Raw genomic sequence first — 23,649 nt, 5'->3', positions numbered from 1 at the left:
CATAGCGCGTCTGCCGTCGATCTATGATGAAACCGTGCGCGCCCATCTGGCCAGCCTCGTGCACGAGTTCCGCCAGCACGCTGCCCAAACGGCGGTAGTGGCCCATCGCGGCAACCGCAGCTATCGCTCTACCTACGGCGAAGTCGCCCAGCTCGCCGGTCGTTTCGCCGCCGAACTCGACCGCCGCAACATCCTCCCCGGCGACCGAATCATTCTCTGGGGCACAAACTCCGCCAACTGGATCGCCGCATTCTTCGGCTGCCTCCTCCGCGGAGTCATCGCCGTCCCACTCGACGCCGCAGGCATCCCCGCCTTCGCCCAGCGAATATTAAACGACGTAGCCCCAAAGCTCATCGTCGCCGACGAACCCCTCCTCGCCTCACTGAAAACAAACATCCCCCAACTCCATCTCGCAACCCTAACCAATCACCTTCCCACCCAACCAAACTTCACCATCAGCCCCGCCGTCAACAACCAAACACCCTTCCAGATCATCTTCACCTCAGGCACAACCTCCGACCCCAAAGGCATCGTCCACACCCATCGCAACGTACTCGCCAGCCTCCAACCCATCGAAGACGAAATAACAAAATACCGCCACTACGAGCGCATCGTCCATCCTCTACGCTTCCTCCACACCCTCCCCCTCAGCCACGTCTTCGGCCAGTTCATGGGCCTCTGGATACCGCCACTCCTCGCCGCCGAAGTCCATTTCGTAGACCAGCTCGAAGCCCGCCGCACCATCCATCTCATCCATCACGAACGCATCTCCGTACTCATCGCCGTGCCTCGCGTACTCCACCTGCTACGCGCGCACCTGCTCTCCCAATTCAATCTCACTCCCGAAAAACTGGAGCAAGCCAGCTCCCTCTCTCCGTTGAAGCGCTGGTGGCAATTCCGTTCCGTGCACCGCACACTCGGTTGGAAGTTCTGGGCCATCATCTCCGGCGGCGCAACTCTCCCCGCCGACCTCGAGCGCTTCTGGAACCAACTCGGCCTCGCGCTGATCCAGGGCTATGGCATGACCGAGACCGCCGCGCTCATCACGCTCAACCATCCCTTCCGCGTAGCCCACGGAACCATCGGCAAGGCACTCCCCGGCCGCGAAATCCGCCTCAGCAGCGAAGGCGAAATTCTCGTGCGTGGCGAAATGCTGGCCACCTCCACATGGCAAAACGGCGCAATGTATCCCCGCGAAGGCGAGTGGCTCGCCACCGGCGATCTCGCAGCCGAAAGCAACTCCGGCGAGCTGCGCTTCCTCGGCAGAAGAAACGATGTCATCGTCACCGCCGCTGGCATGAACATCCACCCCGCCGACCTCGAAGCCGCGCTGGCCACACAGCCCAACATACGCGGCTCCGTCGTCATACCCTGTGAGTTCGCAGGCAGCGCAGAGCCAGTCGCCGTCGTACTCTCCTCCGCCAGCGACGAAGAACTACAAACCGCCGTCACCAACGCAAACCGCACACTCGCCAGCCATCAGCAAATCCGCCGCGTGCTCAAGTGGCCGCAACTTCAATTCCCCTACACCTCGACCGGCAAGCTCTTACGGAGAGAGGTAACGCAGTGGGCATGCCACACCATCCTTAATCAACAATCTCAGAGATCGACCTCCGCTGGCGGAGACGAAGACATCCTCCTCAAATTAATCGCAACCGTAACCGGCGAACCCATCCCTCACTCAAACAACAATCTCCGCCTCTCCGAAGACCTGCATCTCGACAGCCTCGGACGCGTCCAGCTTCAATCCGAACTGGAGCAGCAATTACAACTCGAACTAAACGACGACGCAGTAGCAAACGCGATCACGCTCCACGATCTGCGTCAGTTAATCCAACGCGAAACCTCATGCTCCATCGCAAAGCCACCCAGTGCAGCTCTCCCGAACGAAGCCCCCACCATTGCCGCACACATCTCTGTAACTAATCCAGAACTCACCGCACCCAGCCACATCTATCCCCGCTGGCCCTGGTCCTGGCCCATCAAAGCCGCTCGCATCGCATTCATCGAAATCATCATGCGCCCCCTGGTTCGGCTACTCGCAGCCCCGCGAGTCACACACCCTCCAACCCCACTCCCGCAAGGCCCACTCCTCATCATCACCAACCACGCCACAGCCTACGATGGAGCACTCCTCCTCTACGCCCTCCCCCCACGTCTGCGCCATCAAACCGCCACCGCCATGTCCGGCGAGATGCTCTTCGATCTGCGCCACGGTCAAAACCAACCAAGCGCCATCCTCAACCTCCTCGCCCCCGCAGGCTACTGGCTCATCACCGCACTCTTCAACGTCTTCCCTCTTCCCCGACTACGCGGCTTTCAACGCAGCTTCGAGCACGCAGGCGAGGCGATGGACAAGGGCTACTCCGTCCTCATCTTCCCCGAAGGCACCCGCAGTCCCGATGCAAAGCTGCACCCCTTCCGCCCCGGCATCGGCCTGCTGGCACAGGACTCGCGCGTGCCCATTCTCCCCGTCGCTCTCATCGGCCTCGATCGCATGAAAAAGAGCGGATGGCTTCGCTCCGGCCAACTGGAGATACATCTCGGCGAAGTCATCCCTGTCGATGAGCATTCCACTCCGGCAGAGCTGACACAAAAATTTGAAGACAGCATCCGCCATCTCGGCTGCCTCTGAAATTCTAAAAATGCTGAGAGCCGGAGCAAAAGCATCTCATGTAACAATTTCACAATTTCCGAAGGAGAGCACACCATGCAACCGGAGAAGACCGAAAAAGAAAAGATGCTCTCTGGCGAACTCTATGACGCTGGCGACCCCATCCTCATCGCTGACCGCAGCCACGCTACTACCCTGCTCCACCAATACAACTCCACACCTCACCACGCCGTCACTCACACCCCTCTGCTTGCCCAACTCCTCGCCGCATGTGGTCCCGGCTCTGTCATCCGTCCACCGTTCTTCTGCGACTACGGATACAACATCCGCCTGGGCAGCGGAGTCTTTCTCAACTTCAACTGTGTTCTGCTCGACGTAACCTCCATCGAGATCGGAGACCAGACCCAGATTGGCCCAGCAGTCCAGATCTACGCCGCCGACCATCCCCGTTCTCCCGAAGCCCGCCGCGCCAATCTCGAGAACGGCCGCCCAGTCCGCATCGGCGCCAACGTTTGGATCGGCGGAGGCGCCATCATCCTTCCCGGTGTCACCATCGGCGACGACGCCATCATCGGCGCTGGCAGCATAGTCACCCGCGATGTTCCCTCTGGCACCACTGTCGTTGGCAATCCCGCGCGGCGTCCAGCCCCTGTTTATTGATCAAATTGTCACTACTCTTTCAAGTAGGTAAAAAATAATTGGATTGGTAGTACCTAATTAACGGATAATCTGTAACAAATAGCTTCTTCTATTGAGAGGACTATACCTCGGGCCCGTTTGACTAACGACTGAAGCACGCGTCGCACGGAGCTTGATGAACTACGCCTTCCTTCCCGATCTCTCAGCGCTGGCGATTCTCATCGTCATCCTCCTGCTCATGCGCAAACGCCACCCGCACGAGCAGGCGGACATCTGGCTGCTTGGACTTCTCATCACCCTCGTCGAATCCTGCGCCCACATCTTCTATTCGAATAACGGCATGCCCGACAGGATTCTCCACATCATCGTCCTCGATTGCTATCTCATCGCCGGTGTTGTCTTCACCTGGGACGCCAGAAGGCATCCCGTCCCTTCGCGAATCCGGCTCATCTATCTCGCGATGAATGCGCTGCCATTACTGGCCGTCAACACGCTCTACGGTCTGCACATCTATAAACCGCTCCCTTACTTCCCCGCTGTCGCCGTAGGAATTGTCATCGCCGTGGGCAGTTCGCTCTATCTCCACCGCACATGGCTTGTCACTATCATTCACTTATCAGGATGGATCGCTATCGGTGCGCTGGTCTACTATGGCGAATACCGTCAGGCAGTCTATTGGAGCCTCTGCGGCGTCTACGCTATCGCAGGCGTCAAATATCTCCATCGCCTTCCCCGGCACAGCACCGGACGCCTTGCCATCCTCACAGGGTTCTTCATCTGGGCGCTCTGCTTCTTCGTGCATCCCTTCATCGTGCACTATCGCGCCTACGCCGACATAGCCTCTCACGTCTGGAACATGCAGAAGACCCTCATCACCATCGGCATGATCCTCGTCATGCTCGAAGAGCAGGTCTCGAGCAATCAGTGGCTCGCGTTACACGACTACCTTACCGGCCTTCCCAATCGCCGCTCCTTCGAGACTCATCTCAATCAGGCCCTCGTCCGCTGCCGTCGAGTGAACGATCATCTGGCACTTCTGATCTTCGATCTCGACGGCTTCAAAAAGATCAACGATGCGCTGGGACACCAGGCCGGTGACGAGATTCTGTGCAAAGTCGCCAGAAATCTGCGCGAGGATCTGCCTCCGGGTAATATCCTGGCGCGCCTTGGAGGAGACGAGTTTACCCTCATCGCCCCCGACATTAAAGACGATCTCGCCCTCACCGAGTTGCTGTTCAAGATTCAGACCTCCATTCGAAGGCCAATCTTCGTCAACGGTCAGCAGTACATCGTGACAGCCAGCCTCGGCATCGCCATCTATCCCGACGACGCCGACGATGCAACCAAGCTGCTCAGCATCGCCGATCAGCGCATGTACGCCTTCAAGCAGCGGCCAGCTCCGCCTGCCCCCATCGAGATCGACACCATCTCTGTGCGATTCTCATAGCCCCGACTCTCTCTCCTCCCGCCAGGCAAATCTTTGGATAGCTCGCCGCTGTCCGGTACACTCATCCCAAAGATTTCGTACTCGCCTTACCCTTGCAGGAGCACCCTTTGGCTCGTTTCACCGGACTTCTCGGACTCATCGTCTTCATCGGCGTCGCCTATGTCTTCTCCACCAATCGTCGCGCTATCCGCTGGCGCACCGTAGCCTGGGGCCTTGGCCTGCAATTCCTCTTCGCCTTCATCGTGCTCGATTCATCCCTTGGCCAACGCTTCCTCGCCGCCGCCGGCAGCGCCGTCAACAAACTCCTCGAGCACTCCGTCGCCGGTTCCGAGATGGTCTTCGGCCCGCTCGGCGGCAGCAACGCCGCGGTCGCCATCTTCGCCTTCCGCGTCCTGCCCACCATCATCTTCATCTCCGCCTTCTTCGCCATCCTCTACTACATCGGCGTCATGCAACTCGTCATCCGCGCCTTCGCCTGGATCATGCAAAAGACCATGGGCATCTCCGGTGCCGAGTCCACCAACGTCGCCGCCAGCATCTTCATGGGCCAGACCGAAGCCCCGCTCACCATCCGTCCCTTCCTCAACGGAGCCACCTACTCCGAGCTGATGACCATCATGACCTCCGGCATGGCCCACGTCTCCGGCGGCATCATGGCCGCGTACATCGCCTACGGTATCCACGCGGCAGATTTACTTGCGGCAGTCATCATGACCGCGCCCGGAACCATCCTCATCGCCAAGATGCTCGTCCCCGAGACCGAAGTTCCCGCTACCGCAGGCATCGTCAAGATGCCGCCCACCGAAGAGCACGCCAACGAAAACTTCATCGGAGCCATCGCTCGCGGCACCATCGACGGCGGCGCGCTCGCCTTCAACGTCGCCATCATGCTCATCAGCTTCCTCGCGCTGGTCTCGCTCACCAACGGCATCTTCGGCGGCATCCACAATCTTCTGGCCCCGCACCACATTCCCTTCCCTGTAAGCCTCAACGCCGTCCTCGGCTTCTTCTTCGCACCCGTAGCCTGGCTCATCGGAATCCCCTGGCACGAAGCCAAACTCGTCGGCAACCTCCTCGGCACCCGCACCGTCCTCAACGAGCTCATCGCCTACACCGACCTCGGCGCGCAACGTGCCTTGATCTCCCCCCGCAGCTTCACCATCACCACCTTCGCCCTCTGCGGCTTCGCCAACCTCAGCTCCATCGGCATCCAGATCGGAGGCATCGGCGCCCTCATCCCCGAACGCCGCAACGACCTCGCCCGCCTCGGCCTGCGCGCCATGGTCGCCGGAACCCTCGCCAACCTCATGTCCGCCGCCATCGTCTCCATGCTCATCAAATAAACTTTCTACATTCGCCAATGACTGACCAATACACTCGAGCCACCGCCGCCGCCGACTACATCCGTACTCTCACGCCGCTCACGCCGCGCCTCGGCATCATCCTCGGCTCCGGCCTCGGCAACTTCGCCGCACAGGTCGAAGACCCCACCACCATCCCCTACGCCGACATCCCGCACTTCCCTCAATCCACCGTCGAAGGCCACTCCGGCAAGCTCATCCTTGGCCACATCGCCGGAGTCCCCGTAGCCGTCATGCAGGGCCGTGTCCACGCGTACGAGGGCTACTCCCTCGCCGAGGTCACCTTCCCCACCCGCGTCCTCGGCCTGCTCGGATGCAAATCGCTGATCGTCACCAACGCCGCCGGAGCCATCAACACCAGCTACAAGCAAGGCTCGCTCGTAGCCATCTCAGACCACATCAACCTCACCGGCTCCAACGCCGCCCTCGGCCCCAACGAAGCGAAGTTCGGCCCACGCTTCTTCGACATGACCAACGCCTACTCCCTCGCACTTCGCACCCTCGCTCACGCCGAAGCCGCAAAGCAAAACATCCCCTTAGCCGAAGGCGTCTATCTCGCCGTCCTAGGCCCCAGCTACGAAACCCCCGCCGAGATCCGCGCCTTCCGCATCCTCGGAGCCGATCTCGTCGGCATGTCCACCGTGCACGAAGTCATCGTCGCCCGCCACATGGGCCTCGAAGTCCTCGGCCTCTCCCTCGTCACCAACATGGCCGCCGGAGTCCTCAACGAAGCCATCAACCACGAAGAAGTCATGGAGACCGGCCGCCGCGTCGAACACCAGTTCACCAGCCTCCTCAAAGCCCTCATCCCCCAAATCGCATAGACTCCGCAAAGTACCGTCATTCTGAGCGAAGCGAAGAACCCCCGCAGTTGCATTTGCTGTTGCGGTTGCCTGTTTTTAAACCCAATTACCAGCCGGGTGCGGGTGCCCCATATCTCGATTCTGAGATATGGGTTTCTCCTCGCCATTCAAACACCCACAAGCTCACTCACCAACGCACCCTCACACATCTCAACCACAACACCCCGAGCACCCTCCGACAAAACAAACCGATCCCCCCGCGCCCGCACCTCATCCCCAAACTGAATCTCCGCCTTCACCCCACGCAATCCCAGCAGCCGAAACAGATGCGGCCCAAGATAATCGTCGCCCACCCAGCAAACATCTCGCGCAACACTAGCTCCTTCGTTCGCTGAATCAACCAGCTCATACCGAACCGCCGCCGTCCGCAGTTCAACTCCTTCATTCAGCACAGAATGAAACAGCCCTCGACGAAACGGCAGCACACCACTCTGTCCATCCGTCGTCGTGCCTTCAGGAAAAAACAGCACCGGCAACCCGGAACGATAAGCCGCAGCCATCGCGGCGTTCACCGCGCCATACGTGCTCGGCCCACCGCCGCGCTGCACATACACCGTCCCTGCGCGCTGCGTGATCTTTCCCAGCAGCGGCCAGTGCTCCACCTCGCTCTTCGCCACCATCACAAACGGACGCACCGAAAGATAGACCAGAATATCCAGATAGCTCAAATGATTCGACACCACCGCGCCGCTCTCAGGCAGCCTGCCCGCAACACTCCACTCCACCCCAAGCGCCCCTACAATTTTGCGGCTCCACTCATGCGCCCAAACCGCTGACTCCACCCCCGCTCGCGGTCGCCGCAACACACAATCCAACACCAGCGCCAGCAATATCGCCAACAGCTTCACACACCGCACGATCTGCCGCAGCCTATTCAGCTCAGTGTCCCTCAAGAAATCTCGCCGCCATCCGCGGATGCAGCGTCTGCAAATCCATCAGCGTCAGAAAATCAATCGTCTTGAACTCGCGGTCAATCGCAGGCTCGCTGCAAATCTTCGCGCCAATCGTCAGATAAGCCCGCAGCAGCTTCGGCGCTCGAACCTCCTCAAGCTTCGTCGTCATCGCAGGCAGCGTAAACGCCGTCGTCGCCACCGTGCGCAACTCCGGTTCCACCATCCAGTCCTGCAGCGACTCATACACTGCCCAGCCCATGTCCGCGTCCTGCGACGTCAGCGAGCAGCAACCCATCATGTAGCGCCCACCATTCGCCAGCGCATACCGCGCAATCCCGCGCCACAGCAGATGCAGCACCTCCGGCGACCGATGCTCCCGCTGAATGCAAGCCCGCCCCAGCTCGACAATTTCATTCCGCATCGCTTCATAGGGAGCAAAGCAGAACTCCTGCTCGCTGTAATAGCCAAAGTACCGCTTCGCAACGTCGCCCATCTGCAAACGATACGTCCCAACGATCTCGCCGCTTACCTTGTCCACGACAATCAGGTGGTCGCAAACTTCATCGAAGTGGTCTTTGTCAAAACCATCCTCATAGGCCGACTCCAACCCTTCATTCATCTCCAGGTTAAAGACGCGGAAGCGCAGCCGGTACGCTGCCTCCCGCTCGCCATCTCTTAGAGCCAGCCGGGCAATATACCGGCCGGCCTCCAGTCGAATATCTTTCTTGATCAGGAATTGCGTTGTAACCGTTTGGTCAGGCAGAAGCTCAACTGCAGGGGTTCCGGTAGCTGTAAGCATCGACTCCTCGCGCAAGGTGAAGGATGGGTGCTGTCGATGTCAGTCTCGGTTGTCTTCTGTTACAGAATGTTCATGCCCCGTGAAGATTTGTTGAATCAGAAATGGTGCATTCCCTCAGATACCTCCCCCGTGCTCTCCCCACTTCCCTCGGAACGCCACATCTGCTCCTCCAGGACCGCCACAGCCACCTGGGCCTCCATCGCCGCCATCTTCCGGTGCAGCACATCGCTCGAAAACCTGATTGGCCTCTCCGCAAACCGCACTTTGGCCTTCAGTCCGCGCAAACCCAGCAGCTTGAAGATATGCGGCAGCATCTTCGCGTCGCCCCAGTAGCAGACATCGTCCGCCACCGTCGCATTTCCATTACCTGCTCCCAGGCTGTATTGCACATAGGCCGCCGTAACCGTCATCCTGCTTTCCATCGCCTGCGCCAGCAGACCACTATGAAACCGCAGCAGCACACTCCCATTCGTCGTCGTCCCCTCAGGAAAGAACACCACCGGCAAGCCCGCATCCGCTGCTGCCTGCATCCCGCTCCGCGCCTTCACCGCCGACCCGCCATGCCCCCGCGCCACATACACCGTCCCCGCCATCGTAGTCATCCACCCCAGCACAGGAACCTCCTGCAGCTCCGCCTTCGACACAAAGACGCACGAATGTAGCGCAGCAAACACCACAATATCCATATAGCTCAAATGGTTCGAGATCACCGCCCCGTGCTCAGGAAACTTCCCCACCACATCGACTTCAATCTCCATCCCCCGAATCGCCCGCCCCGCAAATCGATGCAGCCAATCCGCCCTGGCCTCGCGCGTCGTCGGACGCTTCACCAGCAGCTCCGTCCCCGCCACCGCAAACATTCCCGCCAACCGGATACTTCGTCCCAAAGATCGCAGAAAACTCACCAGACCACTCCCGCCTCTCGATAACGAACACAACCCTCGTTGCGCAGTCTATCCTGTTAAGAGTGACTTCGAGCGCCGTGAACCAAGCCGATACCCAACCGAGCCGACCGCCGCTCCATCACAACTGGGCTTACCGCCATGTCGCCCTTCCCATCTTCGCACTCCTGCGCATGGGAGCCTCCCCCCGCAAGCTCGCCTGGAGCATCGCCGTCGGCCTCCTCATCGGCATCAACCCCGTCCTCGGCAGCACCACAGTAGTCTGCCTCGCCGCAGCCTTCCTCCTCCGCCTCAACGTAGCCGCCTCGCAACTGGCCAACCACCTCGTCTACCCGCTCGAGCTCCTGCTCCTCATCCCCTTCATCCATCTCGGCGACATCGTCTTCCACACCGCTCCCATGCCCTTCTCAGCCAAGACGCTGATCCACGCCGCCCGCACCAGCCCCATCGCTCTCACCCGTCAGCTATGGACATGGGAGTGGCACGCCCTCATGCTCTGGCTCTGCCTCGCCGTCGTCATGGTGCCCATCATCGCCCTCGCAATCACGCCACTCCTGCGCAGCCTCCTCGTCCGCATCGAGCACCACGAGTACCCCATCATCCACACCCCGCACCTCTCCTTCGAACGCGCAGACTCGTAGCGAAGTTCACAAACGCGTTCTCGGAAGTAATCTCCGCCCAGGCTCAAATTCAGTTCAATCCATGCTCTTCCTAAAGACGCTAAGGGAAAATTTGGTAACAGTACGAAGAGGGCTTTGCGAACCGATTCTTCACCCCAATGACGCAGCTCTTCGTTAATCTGCACGGAAGTTCGACACGCGCGCGTGTCAGAACGTGACCAGCAATGGGGCTTAGCATTGGACTTCCTGAAGAGGATGCAGTACAACGTGAGCAGTGTAATTAGACTGAATGCCGGAGAACCCTACATCCGGACACCCTTGTAGTCGGTTCGCCTTCTTCCCTTCTGCGTTGCTTAATTCAACAACGACGCACAATGGAGATCCGTCATGTCTGAAAAAGCTAAGAATCCTGCCACCCAAAACACCATCGAAGACCCACCGGAATACAACGCCGAAAATCCAAAGCATTCAAAAAAGAGTTCTGACTGGCTGGGAGGACCGCAAAACGGAAACAAAGCCCCCGTTGAATCGACCTACCAGCAAAATGGCCAGAGCTGGCTGGGGGGACCGCAGAATGGAAATGAAACCCCCACCGGATCCGACTATACCAAGCACCGCTTTAGCGATACCTCCAGCGGTTCTGACTGGCTGGGAGGACCGCAGAACGGAGATGAAATTTCCGGCAATGGCGGTAACGGTGGCAATGCCAGCGGCAGTGGCAACGCTGGTAATGGATAAGTAGCCTCCGACGAATCCGCCGCTTCCAGTAACTCACATCTGCAATGAATCAGATTGGCATATGCGAGTCACTATGCCGAGAATCGAGGACATTATCGTTCTCGCCAAAAAGTCATTAGCTCAAACGAACCCATCAGGAGGGCGGTTCTTAGGAGCCGCCTTCCTGCCATCAATCCGGCGCCACCGCTCGATCACAGTTACCCCATCATCCACACACCGCACCTCTCCTTCGAACGCGCAGACTCCTAACCGAGCTGCCGGCACCAATTCATCGCAAAACTGATACGCTATCGAACGACTGGCCTTTCTTAACGGCGAGTCGGCATCTCGTGCTTCCAAAAAGCGCATCTTCAGGACTGAACCGAAGATCGTAACCCAGGTTCCATCGGCCCCTGCTATCGTCAACTGACCCGTCATCGCGCAGGCAAAGAATCATGCGCCCGGCCATCAACGAACAAGAACACACAACCCGAACAGGAGCGTGAGTCATGAGCACCATTACAGTGAAGGACGGTACAGAGATCTACTACAAGGATTGGGGAACAGGTCAGCCAATCGTATTCCATCACGGCTGGCCGCTCAGCGCAGACGACTGGGACAGCCAGATGCTCTTCTTCCTCCTGCGCGGATACCGCGTCATCGCGCATGACCGTCGCGGCCATGGTCGGTCGAGCCAGAACGACCTCGCCAACGACATGGACACCTACGCCGCCGACAGCGCCGCCCTGGTAAAGCATCTGAAGCTTAAAAACGCGATCCATGTAGGCCACTCAACCGGCGGCGGCGAAGTCGCCCGTTACGTTGCCCGGTTCGGAGGCGACGGCAGCGTCGCCAAAGCAGCATTGATCAGCGCCATCACGCCGGTCATGATCAAGTCGGCGACAAATCCGGGCGGCACGCCGATGGAGGTCTTCGACGGCTTCCGCGCCGGCATGGCCAACCGCGCCCAGTTCTATCGCGATATTCCCGAAGGCCCCTTCTACGGCTTCAACCGTCCCGGTGCGAAAGTTCAGCAAGGTGTAATCGACAACTGGTGGCGCCAGGGAATGATGGGCAGCATCAAGGCGCAATATGAGTGCATCAAGACCTTGTCGGAGACCGATCTCACCGAAGACCTCAAGCATATCAACGTTCCCGTCCTGGTGATGCATAGCGAAGACGACCAGATCGTTCCATTCGCCGATGCAGGCCCGCTCGCCGCCAAGCTCCTGAAGAACGGCACGCTGAAGGTCTACCAGGGCTTCCCCCATGGCATGCCAACCACCCACGCCGACCAGATCAACGCCGACCTCCTCGCATTCATAAAGTCGTAAACGCAAATCCCTCGGCGAGCCAAAGATATTTTTATCGGCTCGCCGAGTACCTCACCGCAACGAATATCTCCCTAACGCACCTTTCCCTCGAATGCGTCGACTTCTAGCTAAATTCCCACAAGCGCGTTTCTCAGGACTTAGCAGGCAAGACTCCGAGCTGGGTCATCAGGCCGAGCGTATCCATGAGGATGCGGGTGTCTTTGATACGGCCATCTTCCAGGCGATCGATAACGATCCCCCAAACCCGCACGGATTGTCCCGTTGCAGGAATGCCAAGAAATTCTCCTTTGTGCACTCCGGTCCATTCAAAGCGGCTTGCGACTTTATCGTTTTCGGTAATTTGCTCTTGAATGGAAAACACAAGATCGGGAAAGCCGGTGCGCATTGCGCGGATGATGTCTTTCAGACCATCCAACCCGGGACCTTGACCAGGCAGTGACACCTGCTCAACCACATCTTCCCATGCATAGTGAGACGCCGTTTCAATCTTTCCATTCGTGATAACTTCGTCTGCGAATTCACGAACGACCTTCGCATTATCCTGGGACATTTTCTTCCTCTCGGTTTCTGGAGCGAAAAGTATAACCGCCCTGTTCTTGATGAAGATACCCATGAGATTGGCTGCACCGGCACGCACCATTGGTATCGATAAGTCGGCTTCTCGTCAGCTACCCATGAAACTCCTCCACCGGATCAGCACTCCTCAACCAAGCCGTATAGATCATGTCCCGCAGCTCAATCGCTCCCGCGGCCAGCCGCTCCTCCGTAAACGACTTACCCTCCGGAGTCCCCGCGCCATCGAACCCACCCGCCTTATCGATCTGATACGTCCTCTCCACCAGCGAGTTCGTATGCCGCAGATAAACCATGTAGTCGTCCCACTCATCCCCCAGCGCCTTCGTCTCCACCGCCGCCACCAGCGGAGCCACATCCTCTGGCTTCACATTCGCCCCCACAAACGTGCTCTCGAACTTCGAGTGAATATGGTGCTCCGTCGTATATCCATTCGGATTCGGCCCCGTCCACCCGTTGTACTGAATCGTCGTATGCAGCGGCATCGACCCATCGCCGACATAATGCCCCAGCCAAGCCGCATAAAACACAATCGCCAGCTCAGCCGGTTTCGTATCCTCATTCGCTGCAACCAGCTTGCGATACTCCCTAAACCCAACTTTTAGCCTCTCGTAGACCTCTTCCACCTGCCACGGCTGCATCCCCACCTTCTCCGGCGTCAACGCCAGATTCGGATGCTCCCGCTGCACCTTCGCCAGATCACGAATAAAGTCATACCGCCGCCTCGGCAGCGTCCCCACCATGTCCGCCCGCTCCAGATCGATAAAGTGGTCAGGAGCCTGCTCCGCATCCAACTCACTCTCCGCGCGGTTCCGCCACCGGTCCGGCTCAGGCCCCAGATAGTACATCGCATCCAGCGCGCCGCCATCCCGCAGAAACGCCGGAACATCGTGCGGCAGATTCGCCGCAGCCAGCTTATTAATCATCGAGTGCCCAGCCGCACCCCACCCAAACGAAGGCTGCACCGTCACCAAGGGAACCATCGCAGCAGCCACAAAAACCCCAACCCAACCACCAAACTTATTCATGCCCGCAGTATATCGAAGCAAAATCACAGACAAGTCATAAGCGGCTTTCTAACAAGATCGAGCAGCAAACAAAAACTCACGTCATCTCGACCGGAGCGAAGCGGAGTGGAGAGACCCCTGTATTTTCACCTTTTACCATCACCCATAAATCCTCAAACCACCACCACCCCACCCTCCACAGCCGCCGTCCCAAACACCCGCCGATACCGCGCAATCTCCTCGGCAGGCCCGGTCGACTTATGCGAGTTATCGCTCAATTTCACCGCTGGCTTCCCTTCCACCGTCATCAGCTTGCAAACCAGGCTGATCGGCTCCAGCGTATCTTCCCCCCGCGGATGGCACCCGCGAAAATCATTCGTCAGCAGAGTCCCCCAGCCTGCACTGAACCGAATCCGCCCGCGAAAATACTCATCCAGCCGAACAATATCGCCCGCATCCAAAGCATCCGAAGCAATCAGCCTCTTCCCCCTCGCATCCCTGCCCCGCCGCATCAGCCACGCAATATACTCATCCCCCGCCACCATCGGGTCCTTGCTGTCCACCCGCTGCCCCGTCCAGTCCGCCACCCACTCCGGAGCGCCCTCCAAAAACTGAGTCGTCCCAAACGTATCCGGCAACATCACCAGCAGAGCGCCACCATAACTCTTCTGCCAAAGCTCCAGCACCTTGTATTGCGAAGCCCGCAACTCCGCATCGCTCGTCGCCATCGCCGCCAGCGCCATCGGCAGCTCATGCGCATTCGTCCCTATCGCCTCAAGGTCATGCTTATAAGCCAGCGCCGTATTCGAAGTCCCCTTCAGCCGATCGCCCAGCCCGGCCCCCAGCGCCTGCACCGCATACTCCTGCCACAAAAAACTATGCCGCCGCCGCGTCCCAAAGTCCGACAACTCCAGATCGTCCACCCCACGCAGCAACTCAATCTTGTCCCACAGCCGAGTCTTCGCCCGCGCATACAAAACATCCAGCTCCAGCTCGCTCAGCTCCGCCAGCGCCGACCGCGTCTTCAGCTCGCTCACAATCGCCAGCGCATAGATCTCCCACATCGTCACCTCGGTCCAAAGCCCGCTGTACCGCAGCACCAACTGCCCCTCATGCTCGGTGACCTCATAGTCGCTCAGCTTGAAATCCCGCTCCAGCCACTCCAGAAACTTCGGCTCAAAAATACTCCGCGTCCCATAGAACGTATTGCCCGCCAGCCAAACCATCTCGCTCTTGCGAAACCGCAGCCCGCGCACATGCTCCATCTGTTCCACCAGCGCCGCCGCACCCACCCTCTCGGCCAGCTTCACCGAAACCGTCCGGTTCACCACCTCGCTGGTCACATGCACCTGCGGAAAATTCTTCCAGATAAACTGCAGCATCAGCAGCTTATAAAAGTCCGTATCCAGCAACGACCGCACAATCGGGTCCAGCTTCCAGTTATGGTTATGCGCCCGCTCGGCAAAATTTACATTCATGCCACCAATTGTCGCCCCTGAACGAATCCAGAGCCAAACTTCGGCCACCCCTCGAATCCATCATCTCGACAGGCAACCGAAGAAGGCTCACACCACCGATTCAGTCCAGCAGGTTAAATGTGTTCGAAGCGTCATCCACAAAATAGACTCCGGCATCGGTCACAAACAGGCCAAAGAGCGCACCCGATCCCGGAGGCGGCCCTCCCGTGTCGTCGACAAGCTTCACCGCAACCTGCTTGCGCGATCTCGGATTGATCTCCACAAGGTTGCCGTCATCTCCATTGGCAGCCACAATGTGATGGTTCGGTGTCAGCGCAATCCCCAGCGGATCGTTGAGAGCACCTCCCTCAGACACCGTAAAACCAGTCCCCTCCGGAAACATCCGAAACAGCGCATCGGGAATAGCCGTAATCCGATTGTTCAGGCTGTCCGCGACATATAGCTCTCCCGTCTCATCATCAAACGCAACGCCCGTCGGCCCAATCACAAGCGCGGCGGGATCTGTACGCTCTGCGAAACCGGAGGCAATCACAGTGCTATCGAGCAACTGCGGTGGTCCGCCTCCGAAGGCACCCAGCAGCAGCCGCACAACAGTTCCCTTATTCACCACATCGCCGTTCGCGGCTACCGTGCCATTCAACACATTGGTCACAAACAATACCGCGAGCTGGCCGCCATCCACCGCCGTCATGTCCCACGGGCCATTGATGTGATGGCCCGAAAACGTCTCGACCACATTGCCCATACTGTCCAGTACGATCAGGCAACCGGCCTTCGCCGTCGTCACGTCTCCGGCCACAGTCGGCAGACTGCCAACCACCACAAAGCCGCTCCGCAGAGCCACCAGCGCCGTCGTCAGCCCTATCCCTCCAGGACAGGCGACTTTATCCGCATCGATCTGCGCAAAGAGACTAAACGCCCCCTTGGGAGTAACCTGCACGATCGTCGTGCCTGTTCCCTGGAAGTTCCCCGAATTATTGAAGTTGCTGATCAGGAACGCACCCTCGACCAGCCGCCCTTTGCTCTCCCGAACGAGAGCGACCCCATAAGGATTGACATCGCCATTCGCCGGTATGGTGGTGCTCAGCGTCGTAACAGTATTGAGAGGACCGATAAACGAAGGATCGGCAGCACGCGCGAAGATATCCGCACTGGTCATAATCAATACCAGTAGACCGAGTACACGGCCCCGAACCGAGAAACGCTGTTTTAGTTCCATGTTCATCCTCCTGGCGGCTGTACACACAATTCAGCGCACAGAACTGCGCGTCAACACTCCGAGGCCGCGAATATAGGCCTTTTTGCGAGTTGCTGTTGTCATGGAATTGTCTAAAAAATGTCACTTCGCCTTCCCCATCAGCCACCTTCAAACTGCTTCCCCAAAACCGAAACCCTTGACACCCACTGCTACAATTAACTCAGACAGTCAAACAAGAAGCCCGGCCACAAGCCGGGCTTTCGCATTTAACCATCCGCACGGCCTAAGTCCAGACTTAGGCCATTTCTTTTGAAGACTTTAGGACTTAAGTATAGGAGGGGGTACCCCATGACACACCAGACCGTCGACGCCACCATCGAGCCCACGCAAGATCCATCCAAACGCTACCGCTGCCGCCACATCTTCATCGACGGCCACCGTTGCGGCAGCCCCTCGCTCCGCGGCGAACACCTCTGCTACTACCATCACACCACCCTCGGCGCCGCCGACGAAAGACGCCACCGCCGCACCTGGGCCGAGTTCGAGCTGCCCCCGCTCGAAGACCGCAGCTCCATCCTCGCCGCCGTCACCGAAGTCCTGCAGCGCATAGCCTGCGACAACCTCCCGGTGAAACAAGCTGGCCTTCTCCTCTACGGCCTCCAGATCGTCAGCAACAACCTGCCCGAACCCGACGAAGCCAAAGCCAAATCCGACAACCAGCCGCCCGTCGAACAGGTCCTCATCAACCCGCGCTACGGCGATCTCGCGCCCATCACCGAGATGTCCGAAGACGCAAACACCGTCCAAACCTCCGACCAACCGGGTGCTCCACGTCCGGCACTTGAGGACGTGGGCGAAGCGCCACAAACCTCTCAACCCACTACCCCCGAACCCACCATCCTGCCTAACCTAAACGCCAGCGCAGACATCGCCCCACCGCAAAAGCACGTCATCTCGACCGAAACTGCGGGGTCCCCAACGAGCTTGTTCGTTGGGGTGCAAGGCGAAGCCGCAGCGGAGAGACCCCTGTATTTCTCCGTTGACGCAGCCCATCCTCCAACGACAGCCACAAAACCCCATACCACCAAACCAGAAATTAACATCCCCAGGCCAACCCCCGGCACCGCCGCTTGGTATCCTAATAACTGCCATGCCTACGAAAAAAGAACTTCTCGCCCGCCCCATTCAGCACATCGACATCAAGCAGCACAACGTCGTCGCTCTCGTCGACGCCATGAACTCGATGGCCTACAGCTCGCGTGACACCGCCCGCGCCGCCTCCATCTACGACATGATGCTCCGCGACACCGACTGCGGCGTCGTCCTCTGCCTCGCCGGCTCGCTCATCTCCGCCGGTCTGCAGAAGGTCATCATCGACCTCGTCCGCAACAACATGGTCGATGCCATCGTCTCCACCGGAGCCAACATCGTCGATCAGGACTTCTTCGAGGCCCTCGGCTTCAACCACTACATCGCCGGTGACGAGTACAAGTACGGCGCAGGCGACGCCGACCTCCGCGAGATGGCCATCGACCGCATCTACGACACCTTCATCGACGAGGACGAGCTGCGTATCTGCGACGAGACCATCCACCAGATCACCAATTCGCTCGAGCACCGCCCCTACAGCTCCCGCGAGTTCATCCGCGAGATGGGAGCCTATCTCGTCAAAGAAGGCAAGACCCCGAAGGACGGCGGACGCGACTCCATCGTCCTCGCCGCCTACGAGAAGAACGTGCCCATCTTCTGCCCGGCCTTCTCCGACTGCTCCGCCGGTTTCGGCCTCGTCGCCCACCAGCACGCGCGCCAGGGCAAGCCGATGGTCTCCATCGACACCGCCAAGGACTTCTACGAGCTCACTCAGCTCAAGATCGCCAACCCGACAACCGGCCTGCTGATGATCGGCGGCGGCGTTCCCAAGAACTTCGCCCAGGACATCGTCGTCGCAGCCGACGTGCTCGGCGTCGAGGCCTCGATGCACAAGTACGCCATCCAGATCACCGTCGCCGACGCCCGTGACGGCGCTCTCTCCGGCTCGACTCTCAAGGAAGCCAGCTCCTGGGGCAAGGTCGATCTGACCTACGAGCAGATGGTCTACTCCGAAGCCACCATGGCGCTGCCTCTGATCGCCGGCTACGCCTTCCACAAGAACGCGCAGGCCGCCCGCAAAGGCAAGGCATGGACAAAGGTTCTCGATCAGGTGCCGGTCAACGCATAAATCACCTTCAAGCTATTGAAAAAAGACGCCCTTCTCGAAGGGCGTCTTTTTTTGATGACAATTCAGGTTCCCGTACATCCGGTAGTCATCTGCAGTGCGTTACCATTACGCTGCTGAACAAGTTACCCTATAGTAACCGGCCAAATGCACATGCTCCCCATCCTCGGATACCTTTTGCTCTTAGGCATGATTGGCTTTCTCCTGTTCGCTCTGCTCCGTTCGCGACGCAGTGTCAGAGACATCTCCGGTCAACTGACGCAGGCCCGGGAACAGCAACATCAGCACAACCAGCAACTCACGGAACGCTCCCAGTTAGACACGCTCAAAGACGAATTTATCTCTACCGTCTCTCACGAGCTGCGTACTCCGCTGACCAGCATTCGAGGAGCGCTTGGCCTGCTCTCCTCCGGCGTCATCGGTGACGTGGACGCCAAGGCCCAGAACCTGCTCCGTATCGCCGTCACCAATACCGACCGGCTGATCCGCCTTATTAATGACATCCTCGACATAGAGCGCATGGAGTCCGGCCGCGCTCCCTTGCAGGTGCGCCGCTGCTCGATGCGCGAGCTATGCAAGCAGGCCATCGAGACCATGAAGCCCATGGCCGACTCCAATACGGTCCATATCGACCTGATCGTCGCGCCCAGCGGACCGAATAACCCTGTTGAAGGCCTCTTCTTCGATGGCGACTCCGACCGGATTCTTCAGGTGCTCACGAATCTTCTGTCGAACGCCATTAAGTTCTCTCCTCCGGCCTCCACGATTCGCATCCATACCGAAGCGACCTCGGACTCGATCCTGCTCAAGGTCTCCGACGAAGGCCGTGGCATTCCGAGCGACAAGCTCGACAGCATCTTCGACCGCTTCCAGCAGGTCGAGCCGTCCGATGCCCGCCAAAAAGGCGGCACCGGTCTCGGACTCTCTATCTGCCGCAGCATCGTCCAGCAACATAGCGGCTCTATCTGGGCGCAGCGCAACCTCGGCCCCGGAACCACGTTCTATGTCATGCTTCCTCGCGTTACACGAGCGAGCGACGTGGCCCTGCAACCAGCCGCCATCGCTGAGGTTCCCAGCGGCAACGGCACAATCCTTATCTGCGACGACGATCCCGGCATTCGCACCATCGTCTCGGAACATCTCCAGCGTCAGGGCTACACCGTCATCGAGGCCAACTCCGGCCAGCAGACGCTGACCCTTGCCGCCGAAAACCAGGTAGAGGCGATCCTCCTCGATCTTTATATGCCCGGTCTCAGCGGATGGGAGACGTTGCAGCACCTGCGTAACTCTCCGGCGACTGCAAATATCCCGGTAGTTGTTCTCAGCGTGCTTTCGCCGACATTGCGGCCTCAGTTCACCGGCGATGCGCAGGGCTGGGTGCAGAAACCCTTCAACGAGAAGCTGCTCTTCAGCGAGTTGGGCCGCGTCCTTCACCACGGCGATGGCCCTGCCAACGTCCTTCTCATTGAAGATGACTTTGATCTGGCCAACGTCGTTCTTGCTAGCTTCCAGAACGCGGCGATCCACATCGAGCACGCCGCCACTCGGCAGCATGCGATCCGGCACTGCATTGACTTTCCCCCTGACCTGCTGATTCTCGACCTGACCCTTCCGGATGGAGACGGCTTCAGCTTGGTCGACTGGCTACGGCAGCAGCCTGCGCTCCGCTCGTTGCCGCTGGTCGTCTACTCTGGCCGCGAGGTCTCCGACAGCGAGATGGCAAAGCTTCGGTTGGGGCCGACCGAGTTTCTTACCAAAGCCCGGATTCAGCCGCAGGAGGTGGAAGAGCTTGTGGTGTCGATGGTGCAGCGCTTTCGCTCCCGGGCCTCTGACCTCACGGCGGCGGGCCGAACCTAAGCTCCGGTTGGCCAAGTAACTTTACAGTCACCTCCACACTTCGACGGAGCATGAGAGAATAAGCTCGCTCATGAGAAGTGTTTTAATCATTGACGATGAAGAGGATATCCGCGAAGTTGCCGCCCTTGCGCTTGAGGCCACCGCAGGCTGGACCGTCTTCACCGCTGGCTCCGGCATCGAGGGCATTGCCGTCGCAACCAAAGAACAGCCCGACGCCGTCCTGATGGATGTGATGATGCCGGGAGTGGATGGACCCACCACCTTCCGCAATATGCAGCAGAATCCGCAGGTCGCACACATTCCTGTGATTCTTCTAACTGCCAAGGTTCAGGGAGTCGATCAACGCCGCTTTGCCAGTCTTGGTGTGGCCGCAGTTCTCTTCAAGCCCTTTGATCCGCTCACGCTGGCCCGCCAGATCTCCGACGCACTGGGGTGGAAAGAAGATCTGCCCATCTAGTCGCATAGCCCGATTCACCGATTCTGCTCATGACTCCAAAAGATGCCCCTGAGATCAATGCGCTGTTGATGAGCCTGTGGGAACGCGGTTTGCCCCAGGTGCGGGAGCGCCTTGAAGTCCTCGATCGCGCAGCAACAGCAGCGGCGTCGGGAAAGCTTACTGAAGATTTGCAAGCCGAAGCACTTGAGATTACCCATAAGTTTGCGGGCTCTTTAGGGATGTTTGGCTATACAGAAGGCACAGAGGTCGCTCAGCAGCTCGAACAGGTTCTTGAAAATCCTACTTTGGAGCGATCAAGTAAGGTGGCGGGGTTAGTTGTTCAATTACGACGGGCTCTCCAGCTTGAATAGTTGATCTTTATCTATTGGCGGAGAAAAAGTTTGACAAATTGTCAAAAAAAAGAGCCCGGTCATCGACCGGGCTCCCTCTATAAACAAAAACTACGATGGATTTAGCTGCCTGCCGGAGTGGAACCGGGTGCGCCCGGTGTGGAAGGCTGCTTCGAGTAGCGGATTGCTCCGCCCTTCTCGTACTTCTCCATCAGGTTGCCCATGTAGACGCGGAAGATCTCATCCTGACGCTCTCCCAGCAACTGCGCACGAGTCTTGTCAAAGTTCTTGGCAATATCGTCTGCGGTCGGCTCCTGCTTGTCGAGCACTGTGAGCACCACGCCAACGCGGCCGGCATTGATGGGGCCTGAAACCGCTCCCTTGGCGAGCGAGAAGGCCACTGCGCCCGGGCCGCTCATCGCGCCCAGATCGGGAACCTGACCGTCCTTGCCGACAAAGTCGCTGGACTTGACCGGGATATTCATCTCGGTAGCGGCCTTCTTCAGATCGTTCAAGACCTTTGCGCGATCGTCGAGCTTGGCGAGTTGCGTGGTCATGAGCTGAGGCAACTGCTGCTCGCGGTAGTCGTCGAGGATGTGCGACTTGTAGTCCGCAAAGTCAGGAGCGTGAGCAGCCTTGATGTCCTGCACTTGGAAGACGGCGAAGCCGTTACCGGTGGAAACTGCCGCCGGAGCTGCTCCCTTAGCAGCCGAAAACGCCTGTGCCAGCAAAGCGGAGCCGTCAGTGAGACCGGCAACAACACCGTCCTTCGAGATGTAGTCGGTCGTGACGACATGCAGACCCTTTGCAGCCGCAGCCTTGTCCATGCCATTCGCCTTGGCATCGTTTGCCAGTTGCGAGGCGAAGTTCTGTTCGGCAGCGCCAGCTTTCTGCTGCTCGAGCACGGGAACGATCTCAGGCTTGACCTCTGCGAGCGGACGCTCGTGGGCGGTCTTCTTATCCTCAACCTGAAGGATGTGATAACCGAACTGCGTCTTGATCACGTCCGAGGTCTGTCCGGGATTCAACGAGAACGCCGTCTTATCGAACTCAGGAACGGTCTTGCCGCGATCGAGCCAACCGAGCTCGCCGCCCTGGTCCTTGCTGCCCGGGTCGTCGGAGTTCTTCTTGGCGAGATCGGCGAAGTTGCCGCCGCTCTTGATCTGCTTCAGCAGGTCATCGGCCTTGGTCTTGGCTGCCGCGTCGGTCTTGGCATCAGCACCCTGAGGGACGGCGATCAGGATGTGGCGAACCTTGACCTGATCCTGAACCTTGTACTCGTCCTGATGCGCGTTGTAGTAAGCCTGCACCTCGGCATCGCTGATCTGCGGCTTGCCGCCGGGCAGGTTCGATGCATCGAAGGCGATGTATTCGATCTTGCGCGTCTCTGGAATCGCAGTGGCATAACGGGCCGCGTTCGTCTTGAAGAAGGCCTGCAACTCTGCGTCGCTCGGGTTGATGGTCTTGGTCAGGTCGTCGGCTGAGATCACTGCATAGTCGAACTTGACCTTGGTTCCTTCGACGCGATAAGCCTCGCGGACCGCCGCATCGGAGACGGTTACGCCACCGGTGACCAGGGCCTGCAGGCGAGTGAGTTCCATGTCGCTTTTGACCTTTGATTCGAAGTCGCTGCGGCTGGTCTGGAAGTTGCTCTGTACGAAGTTCATGTAGCCGTCGTCGCCGATGTACTGTCCGTTCGGGAAGAGGTACTGTGCAAAAGGTCCGGTCTGCAACTCGCGGCGAAGATCTTCATCGCTGACCTGCAGCTTCATGTTATCGGCCTCGCGCTTCAGAATGGCGCGCTGCACCAGAACCTGTCCGGCGCGCTGCGTCATATAAGGCATGAGGAAATCCGGCAGGTGCTGTTGCTGCAATTGACGCTGTGCAAGCTCTTCGACATCGGTTTCCTTGACGGGAATGCTCTCGCCAACGAATCTGCTCAGGATGCCAGGACCGTGAACCGTCGCATAGGTGCCGTTCGGCCCGGCGCTGTCAGTATTGTCGAAGATGCCCGGGACCAGCGTAATCACCATGGTGACGCATGCCACGGTAATAATGACGGCAAAGATAATCTTGATGAGTCGGTTGTCCTGCTGCAGAATGCGAATCATGCTGGATGAAAGACCTTCACTTCGGCGTTTTTCCGCCCTCCTTATTAAGGATGGCGACCGCGTGCCCGGGATTTTGCGCAGCATAGTTGCGAGTCTGTCGACGCGCACCACGCTATTTGCAGGGCAAGCAACAAGTATAAATCAGTTAGGGACCGAATTCACCGGACTGCCGAGCCGGGTACTTTAAAGCTCACCTTCTGTCGGAGCCGGAACCGGGCTAAAGCACCCTTAGCGA

At 58.8% G+C, this 23,649-nt stretch carries 21 protein-coding genes; 13 read left to right on the top strand and 8 right to left on the bottom strand.

Going from position 1 to position 23,649, the window contains the following annotated elements; all coding sequences use genetic code 11:
• Positions 1 to 34 precede the first annotated feature (34 nt).
• The 5 genes from IEW09_RS06025 to IEW09_RS06005 all read left to right on the top strand — a co-directional run bounded on the left by IEW09_RS06025 (position 35) and on the right by IEW09_RS06005 (position 6,885).
• A complete protein-coding gene (locus IEW09_RS06025; RefSeq protein ID WP_188553308.1) occupies positions 35 to 2,635 on the top strand; it encodes an AMP-binding protein in 2,601 nt (866 codons plus the stop codon).
• A gap of 75 nt (positions 2,636 to 2,710) precedes the next feature.
• Entirely contained in the window at positions 2,711 to 3,274 is a 564-nt protein-coding gene (locus IEW09_RS06020) for a sugar O-acetyltransferase (RefSeq protein ID WP_188553307.1), read from the top strand.
• Positions 3,275 to 3,428: 154 nt separating this feature from the next.
• Positions 3,429 to 4,700, top strand: coding sequence for a GGDEF domain-containing protein (locus tag IEW09_RS06015; RefSeq protein ID WP_188553306.1), 1,272 nt, complete (start codon positions 3,429 to 3,431; stop codon positions 4,698 to 4,700).
• 107 nt (positions 4,701 to 4,807) lie between these two features.
• Complete coding sequence (locus IEW09_RS06010) at positions 4,808 to 6,043, top strand: NupC/NupG family nucleoside CNT transporter (protein WP_188553305.1); 1,236 nt, start codon at positions 4,808 to 4,810, stop codon at positions 6,041 to 6,043.
• 17 nt (positions 6,044 to 6,060) lie between these two features.
• Positions 6,061 to 6,885, top strand: a complete 825-nt coding sequence (locus IEW09_RS06005) for a purine-nucleoside phosphorylase (RefSeq protein WP_188553304.1) — start codon at positions 6,061 to 6,063, stop codon at positions 6,883 to 6,885.
• 146 nt (positions 6,886 to 7,031) lie between these two features.
• On the opposite strand, the gene IEW09_RS06000 is transcribed toward IEW09_RS06005, so the two are convergent.
• The 3 genes from IEW09_RS06000 to IEW09_RS05990 form a co-directional block, all read right to left on the bottom strand.
• Positions 7,032 to 7,772, bottom strand: coding sequence for a lysophospholipid acyltransferase family protein (locus tag IEW09_RS06000; protein ID WP_188553303.1), 741 nt, complete (start codon positions 7,770 to 7,772; stop codon positions 7,032 to 7,034).
• Between the two features lie 31 nt (positions 7,773 to 7,803).
• Positions 7,804 to 8,616 carry a GNAT family N-acetyltransferase gene (locus IEW09_RS05995; RefSeq protein WP_188553302.1) on the bottom strand — a complete coding sequence of 271 codons (813 nt, stop codon included), beginning with the start codon at positions 8,614 to 8,616 and terminating at the stop codon, positions 7,804 to 7,806.
• 95 nt (positions 8,617 to 8,711) lie between these two features.
• Positions 8,712 to 9,521 (bottom strand): lysophospholipid acyltransferase family protein, encoded by an 810-nt coding sequence (locus tag IEW09_RS05990; RefSeq protein ID WP_188553301.1) that lies wholly within the window; start codon positions 9,519 to 9,521, stop codon positions 8,712 to 8,714.
• Between the two features lie 62 nt (positions 9,522 to 9,583).
• Between IEW09_RS05990 and IEW09_RS05985 the strand changes: the two genes are divergently transcribed.
• The 3 genes from IEW09_RS05985 (at position 9,584) to IEW09_RS05975 (ending at position 12,189) form a co-directional block, all read left to right on the top strand.
• Complete coding sequence (locus IEW09_RS05985; RefSeq protein WP_229739138.1) at positions 9,584 to 10,159, top strand: DUF2062 domain-containing protein; 576 nt, start codon at positions 9,584 to 9,586, stop codon at positions 10,157 to 10,159.
• 366 nt (positions 10,160 to 10,525) lie between these two features.
• Positions 10,526 to 10,876 (top strand): hypothetical protein, encoded by a 351-nt coding sequence (locus IEW09_RS05980; RefSeq protein WP_188553300.1) that lies wholly within the window; start codon positions 10,526 to 10,528, stop codon positions 10,874 to 10,876.
• Positions 10,877 to 11,364: 488 nt separating this feature from the next.
• Entirely contained in the window at positions 11,365 to 12,189 is an 825-nt protein-coding gene (locus IEW09_RS05975) for an alpha/beta fold hydrolase (RefSeq protein WP_188553299.1), read from the top strand.
• A gap of 130 nt (positions 12,190 to 12,319) precedes the next feature.
• On the opposite strand, the gene IEW09_RS05970 is transcribed toward IEW09_RS05975, so the two are convergent.
• The 4 genes from IEW09_RS05970 to IEW09_RS05955 form a co-directional block, all read right to left on the bottom strand.
• A complete protein-coding gene (locus tag IEW09_RS05970) occupies positions 12,320 to 12,802 on the bottom strand; it encodes an ester cyclase (protein ID WP_188553298.1) in 483 nt (160 codons plus the stop codon).
• Between the two features lie 55 nt (positions 12,803 to 12,857).
• Complete coding sequence (locus IEW09_RS05965; protein ID WP_188553297.1) at positions 12,858 to 13,790, bottom strand: phospholipase C/P1 nuclease family protein; 933 nt, start codon at positions 13,788 to 13,790, stop codon at positions 12,858 to 12,860.
• Positions 13,791 to 13,942: 152 nt separating this feature from the next.
• A complete protein-coding gene (gene pncB, locus IEW09_RS05960) occupies positions 13,943 to 15,247 on the bottom strand; it encodes a nicotinate phosphoribosyltransferase (protein WP_188553296.1) in 1,305 nt (434 codons plus the stop codon).
• Positions 15,248 to 15,347: 100 nt separating this feature from the next.
• A complete protein-coding gene (locus IEW09_RS05955; RefSeq protein WP_229739137.1) occupies positions 15,348 to 16,466 on the bottom strand; it encodes an NHL repeat-containing protein in 1,119 nt (372 codons plus the stop codon).
• A 327-nt stretch (positions 16,467 to 16,793) separates the two neighbouring features.
• Between IEW09_RS05955 and IEW09_RS05950 the strand changes: the two genes are divergently transcribed.
• The 5 genes from IEW09_RS05950 to IEW09_RS05930 all read left to right on the top strand — a co-directional run bounded on the left by IEW09_RS05950 (position 16,794) and on the right by IEW09_RS05930 (position 21,324).
• Positions 16,794 to 17,708: a hypothetical protein gene (locus IEW09_RS05950; RefSeq protein ID WP_188553295.1), complete on the top strand. Its 915-nt coding sequence runs from the start codon at positions 16,794 to 16,796 to the stop codon at positions 17,706 to 17,708.
• Positions 17,596 to 18,663: a 1,9-bis(guanidino)-5-aza-nonane synthase gene (locus IEW09_RS05945; RefSeq protein ID WP_188553294.1), complete on the top strand. Its 1,068-nt coding sequence runs from the start codon at positions 17,596 to 17,598 to the stop codon at positions 18,661 to 18,663. The genes IEW09_RS05950 and IEW09_RS05945 overlap by 113 nt, the downstream gene beginning before the upstream one ends.
• A gap of 186 nt (positions 18,664 to 18,849) precedes the next feature.
• Positions 18,850 to 20,517, top strand: a complete 1,668-nt coding sequence (locus IEW09_RS05940) for an ATP-binding response regulator (protein WP_229739136.1) — start codon at positions 18,850 to 18,852, stop codon at positions 20,515 to 20,517.
• Between the two features lie 70 nt (positions 20,518 to 20,587).
• Positions 20,588 to 20,974, top strand: coding sequence for a response regulator (locus tag IEW09_RS05935; RefSeq protein ID WP_188553292.1), 387 nt, complete (start codon positions 20,588 to 20,590; stop codon positions 20,972 to 20,974).
• 29 nt (positions 20,975 to 21,003) lie between these two features.
• Positions 21,004 to 21,324, top strand: coding sequence for an Hpt domain-containing protein (locus IEW09_RS05930; protein WP_188553291.1), 321 nt, complete (start codon positions 21,004 to 21,006; stop codon positions 21,322 to 21,324).
• A gap of 101 nt (positions 21,325 to 21,425) precedes the next feature.
• On the opposite strand, the gene IEW09_RS05925 is transcribed toward IEW09_RS05930, so the two are convergent.
• Positions 21,426 to 23,414: a peptidylprolyl isomerase gene (locus IEW09_RS05925; RefSeq protein ID WP_188553290.1), complete on the bottom strand. Its 1,989-nt coding sequence runs from the start codon at positions 23,412 to 23,414 to the stop codon at positions 21,426 to 21,428.
• Positions 23,415 to 23,649: the final 235 nt, after the last annotated feature.

Origin of the sequence: Edaphobacter dinghuensis (genome assembly GCF_014640335.1) — a bacterium.
Classification (GTDB): Bacteria; Acidobacteriota; Terriglobia; order Terriglobales; family Acidobacteriaceae; genus Edaphobacter; species Edaphobacter dinghuensis.
This window is presented reverse-complemented; position numbering and strand designations above follow the sequence as displayed.

Coding starts and splice junctions, on each gene's coding strand:
- IEW09_RS06020 (WP_188553307.1), top strand. CDS start 2,711: ATGCAACCGGAGAAGACCGAAAAAGAAAAGATGCTCTCTGGCGAACTC.
- IEW09_RS06015 (WP_188553306.1), top strand. CDS start 3,429: ATGAACTACGCCTTCCTTCCCGATCTCTCAGCGCTGGCGATTCTCATC.
- IEW09_RS06005 (WP_188553304.1), top strand. CDS start 6,061: ATGACTGACCAATACACTCGAGCCACCGCCGCCGCCGACTACATCCGT.
- IEW09_RS05995 (WP_188553302.1), bottom strand. CDS start 8,616: ATGCTTACAGCTACCGGAACCCCTGCAGTTGAGCTTCTGCCTGACCAA.
- IEW09_RS05980 (WP_188553300.1), top strand. CDS start 10,526: ATGTCTGAAAAAGCTAAGAATCCTGCCACCCAAAACACCATCGAAGAC.
- IEW09_RS05975 (WP_188553299.1), top strand. CDS start 11,365: ATGAGCACCATTACAGTGAAGGACGGTACAGAGATCTACTACAAGGAT.
- IEW09_RS05970 (WP_188553298.1), bottom strand. CDS start 12,802: ATGGGTATCTTCATCAAGAACAGGGCGGTTATACTTTTCGCTCCAGAA.
- IEW09_RS05965 (WP_188553297.1), bottom strand. CDS start 13,790: ATGAATAAGTTTGGTGGTTGGGTTGGGGTTTTTGTGGCTGCTGCGATG.
- pncB (WP_188553296.1), bottom strand. CDS start 15,247: ATGAATGTAAATTTTGCCGAGCGGGCGCATAACCATAACTGGAAGCTG.
- IEW09_RS05955 (WP_229739137.1), bottom strand. CDS start 16,466: ATGGAACTAAAACAGCGTTTCTCGGTTCGGGGCCGTGTACTCGGTCTA.
- IEW09_RS05950 (WP_188553295.1), top strand. CDS start 16,794: ATGACACACCAGACCGTCGACGCCACCATCGAGCCCACGCAAGATCCA.
- IEW09_RS05945 (WP_188553294.1), top strand. CDS start 17,596: ATGCCTACGAAAAAAGAACTTCTCGCCCGCCCCATTCAGCACATCGAC.
- IEW09_RS05940 (WP_229739136.1), top strand. CDS start 18,850: ATGATTGGCTTTCTCCTGTTCGCTCTGCTCCGTTCGCGACGCAGTGTC.
- IEW09_RS05935 (WP_188553292.1), top strand. CDS start 20,588: ATGAGAAGTGTTTTAATCATTGACGATGAAGAGGATATCCGCGAAGTT.
- IEW09_RS05930 (WP_188553291.1), top strand. CDS start 21,004: ATGACTCCAAAAGATGCCCCTGAGATCAATGCGCTGTTGATGAGCCTG.
- IEW09_RS05925 (WP_188553290.1), bottom strand. CDS start 23,414: ATGATTCGCATTCTGCAGCAGGACAACCGACTCATCAAGATTATCTTT.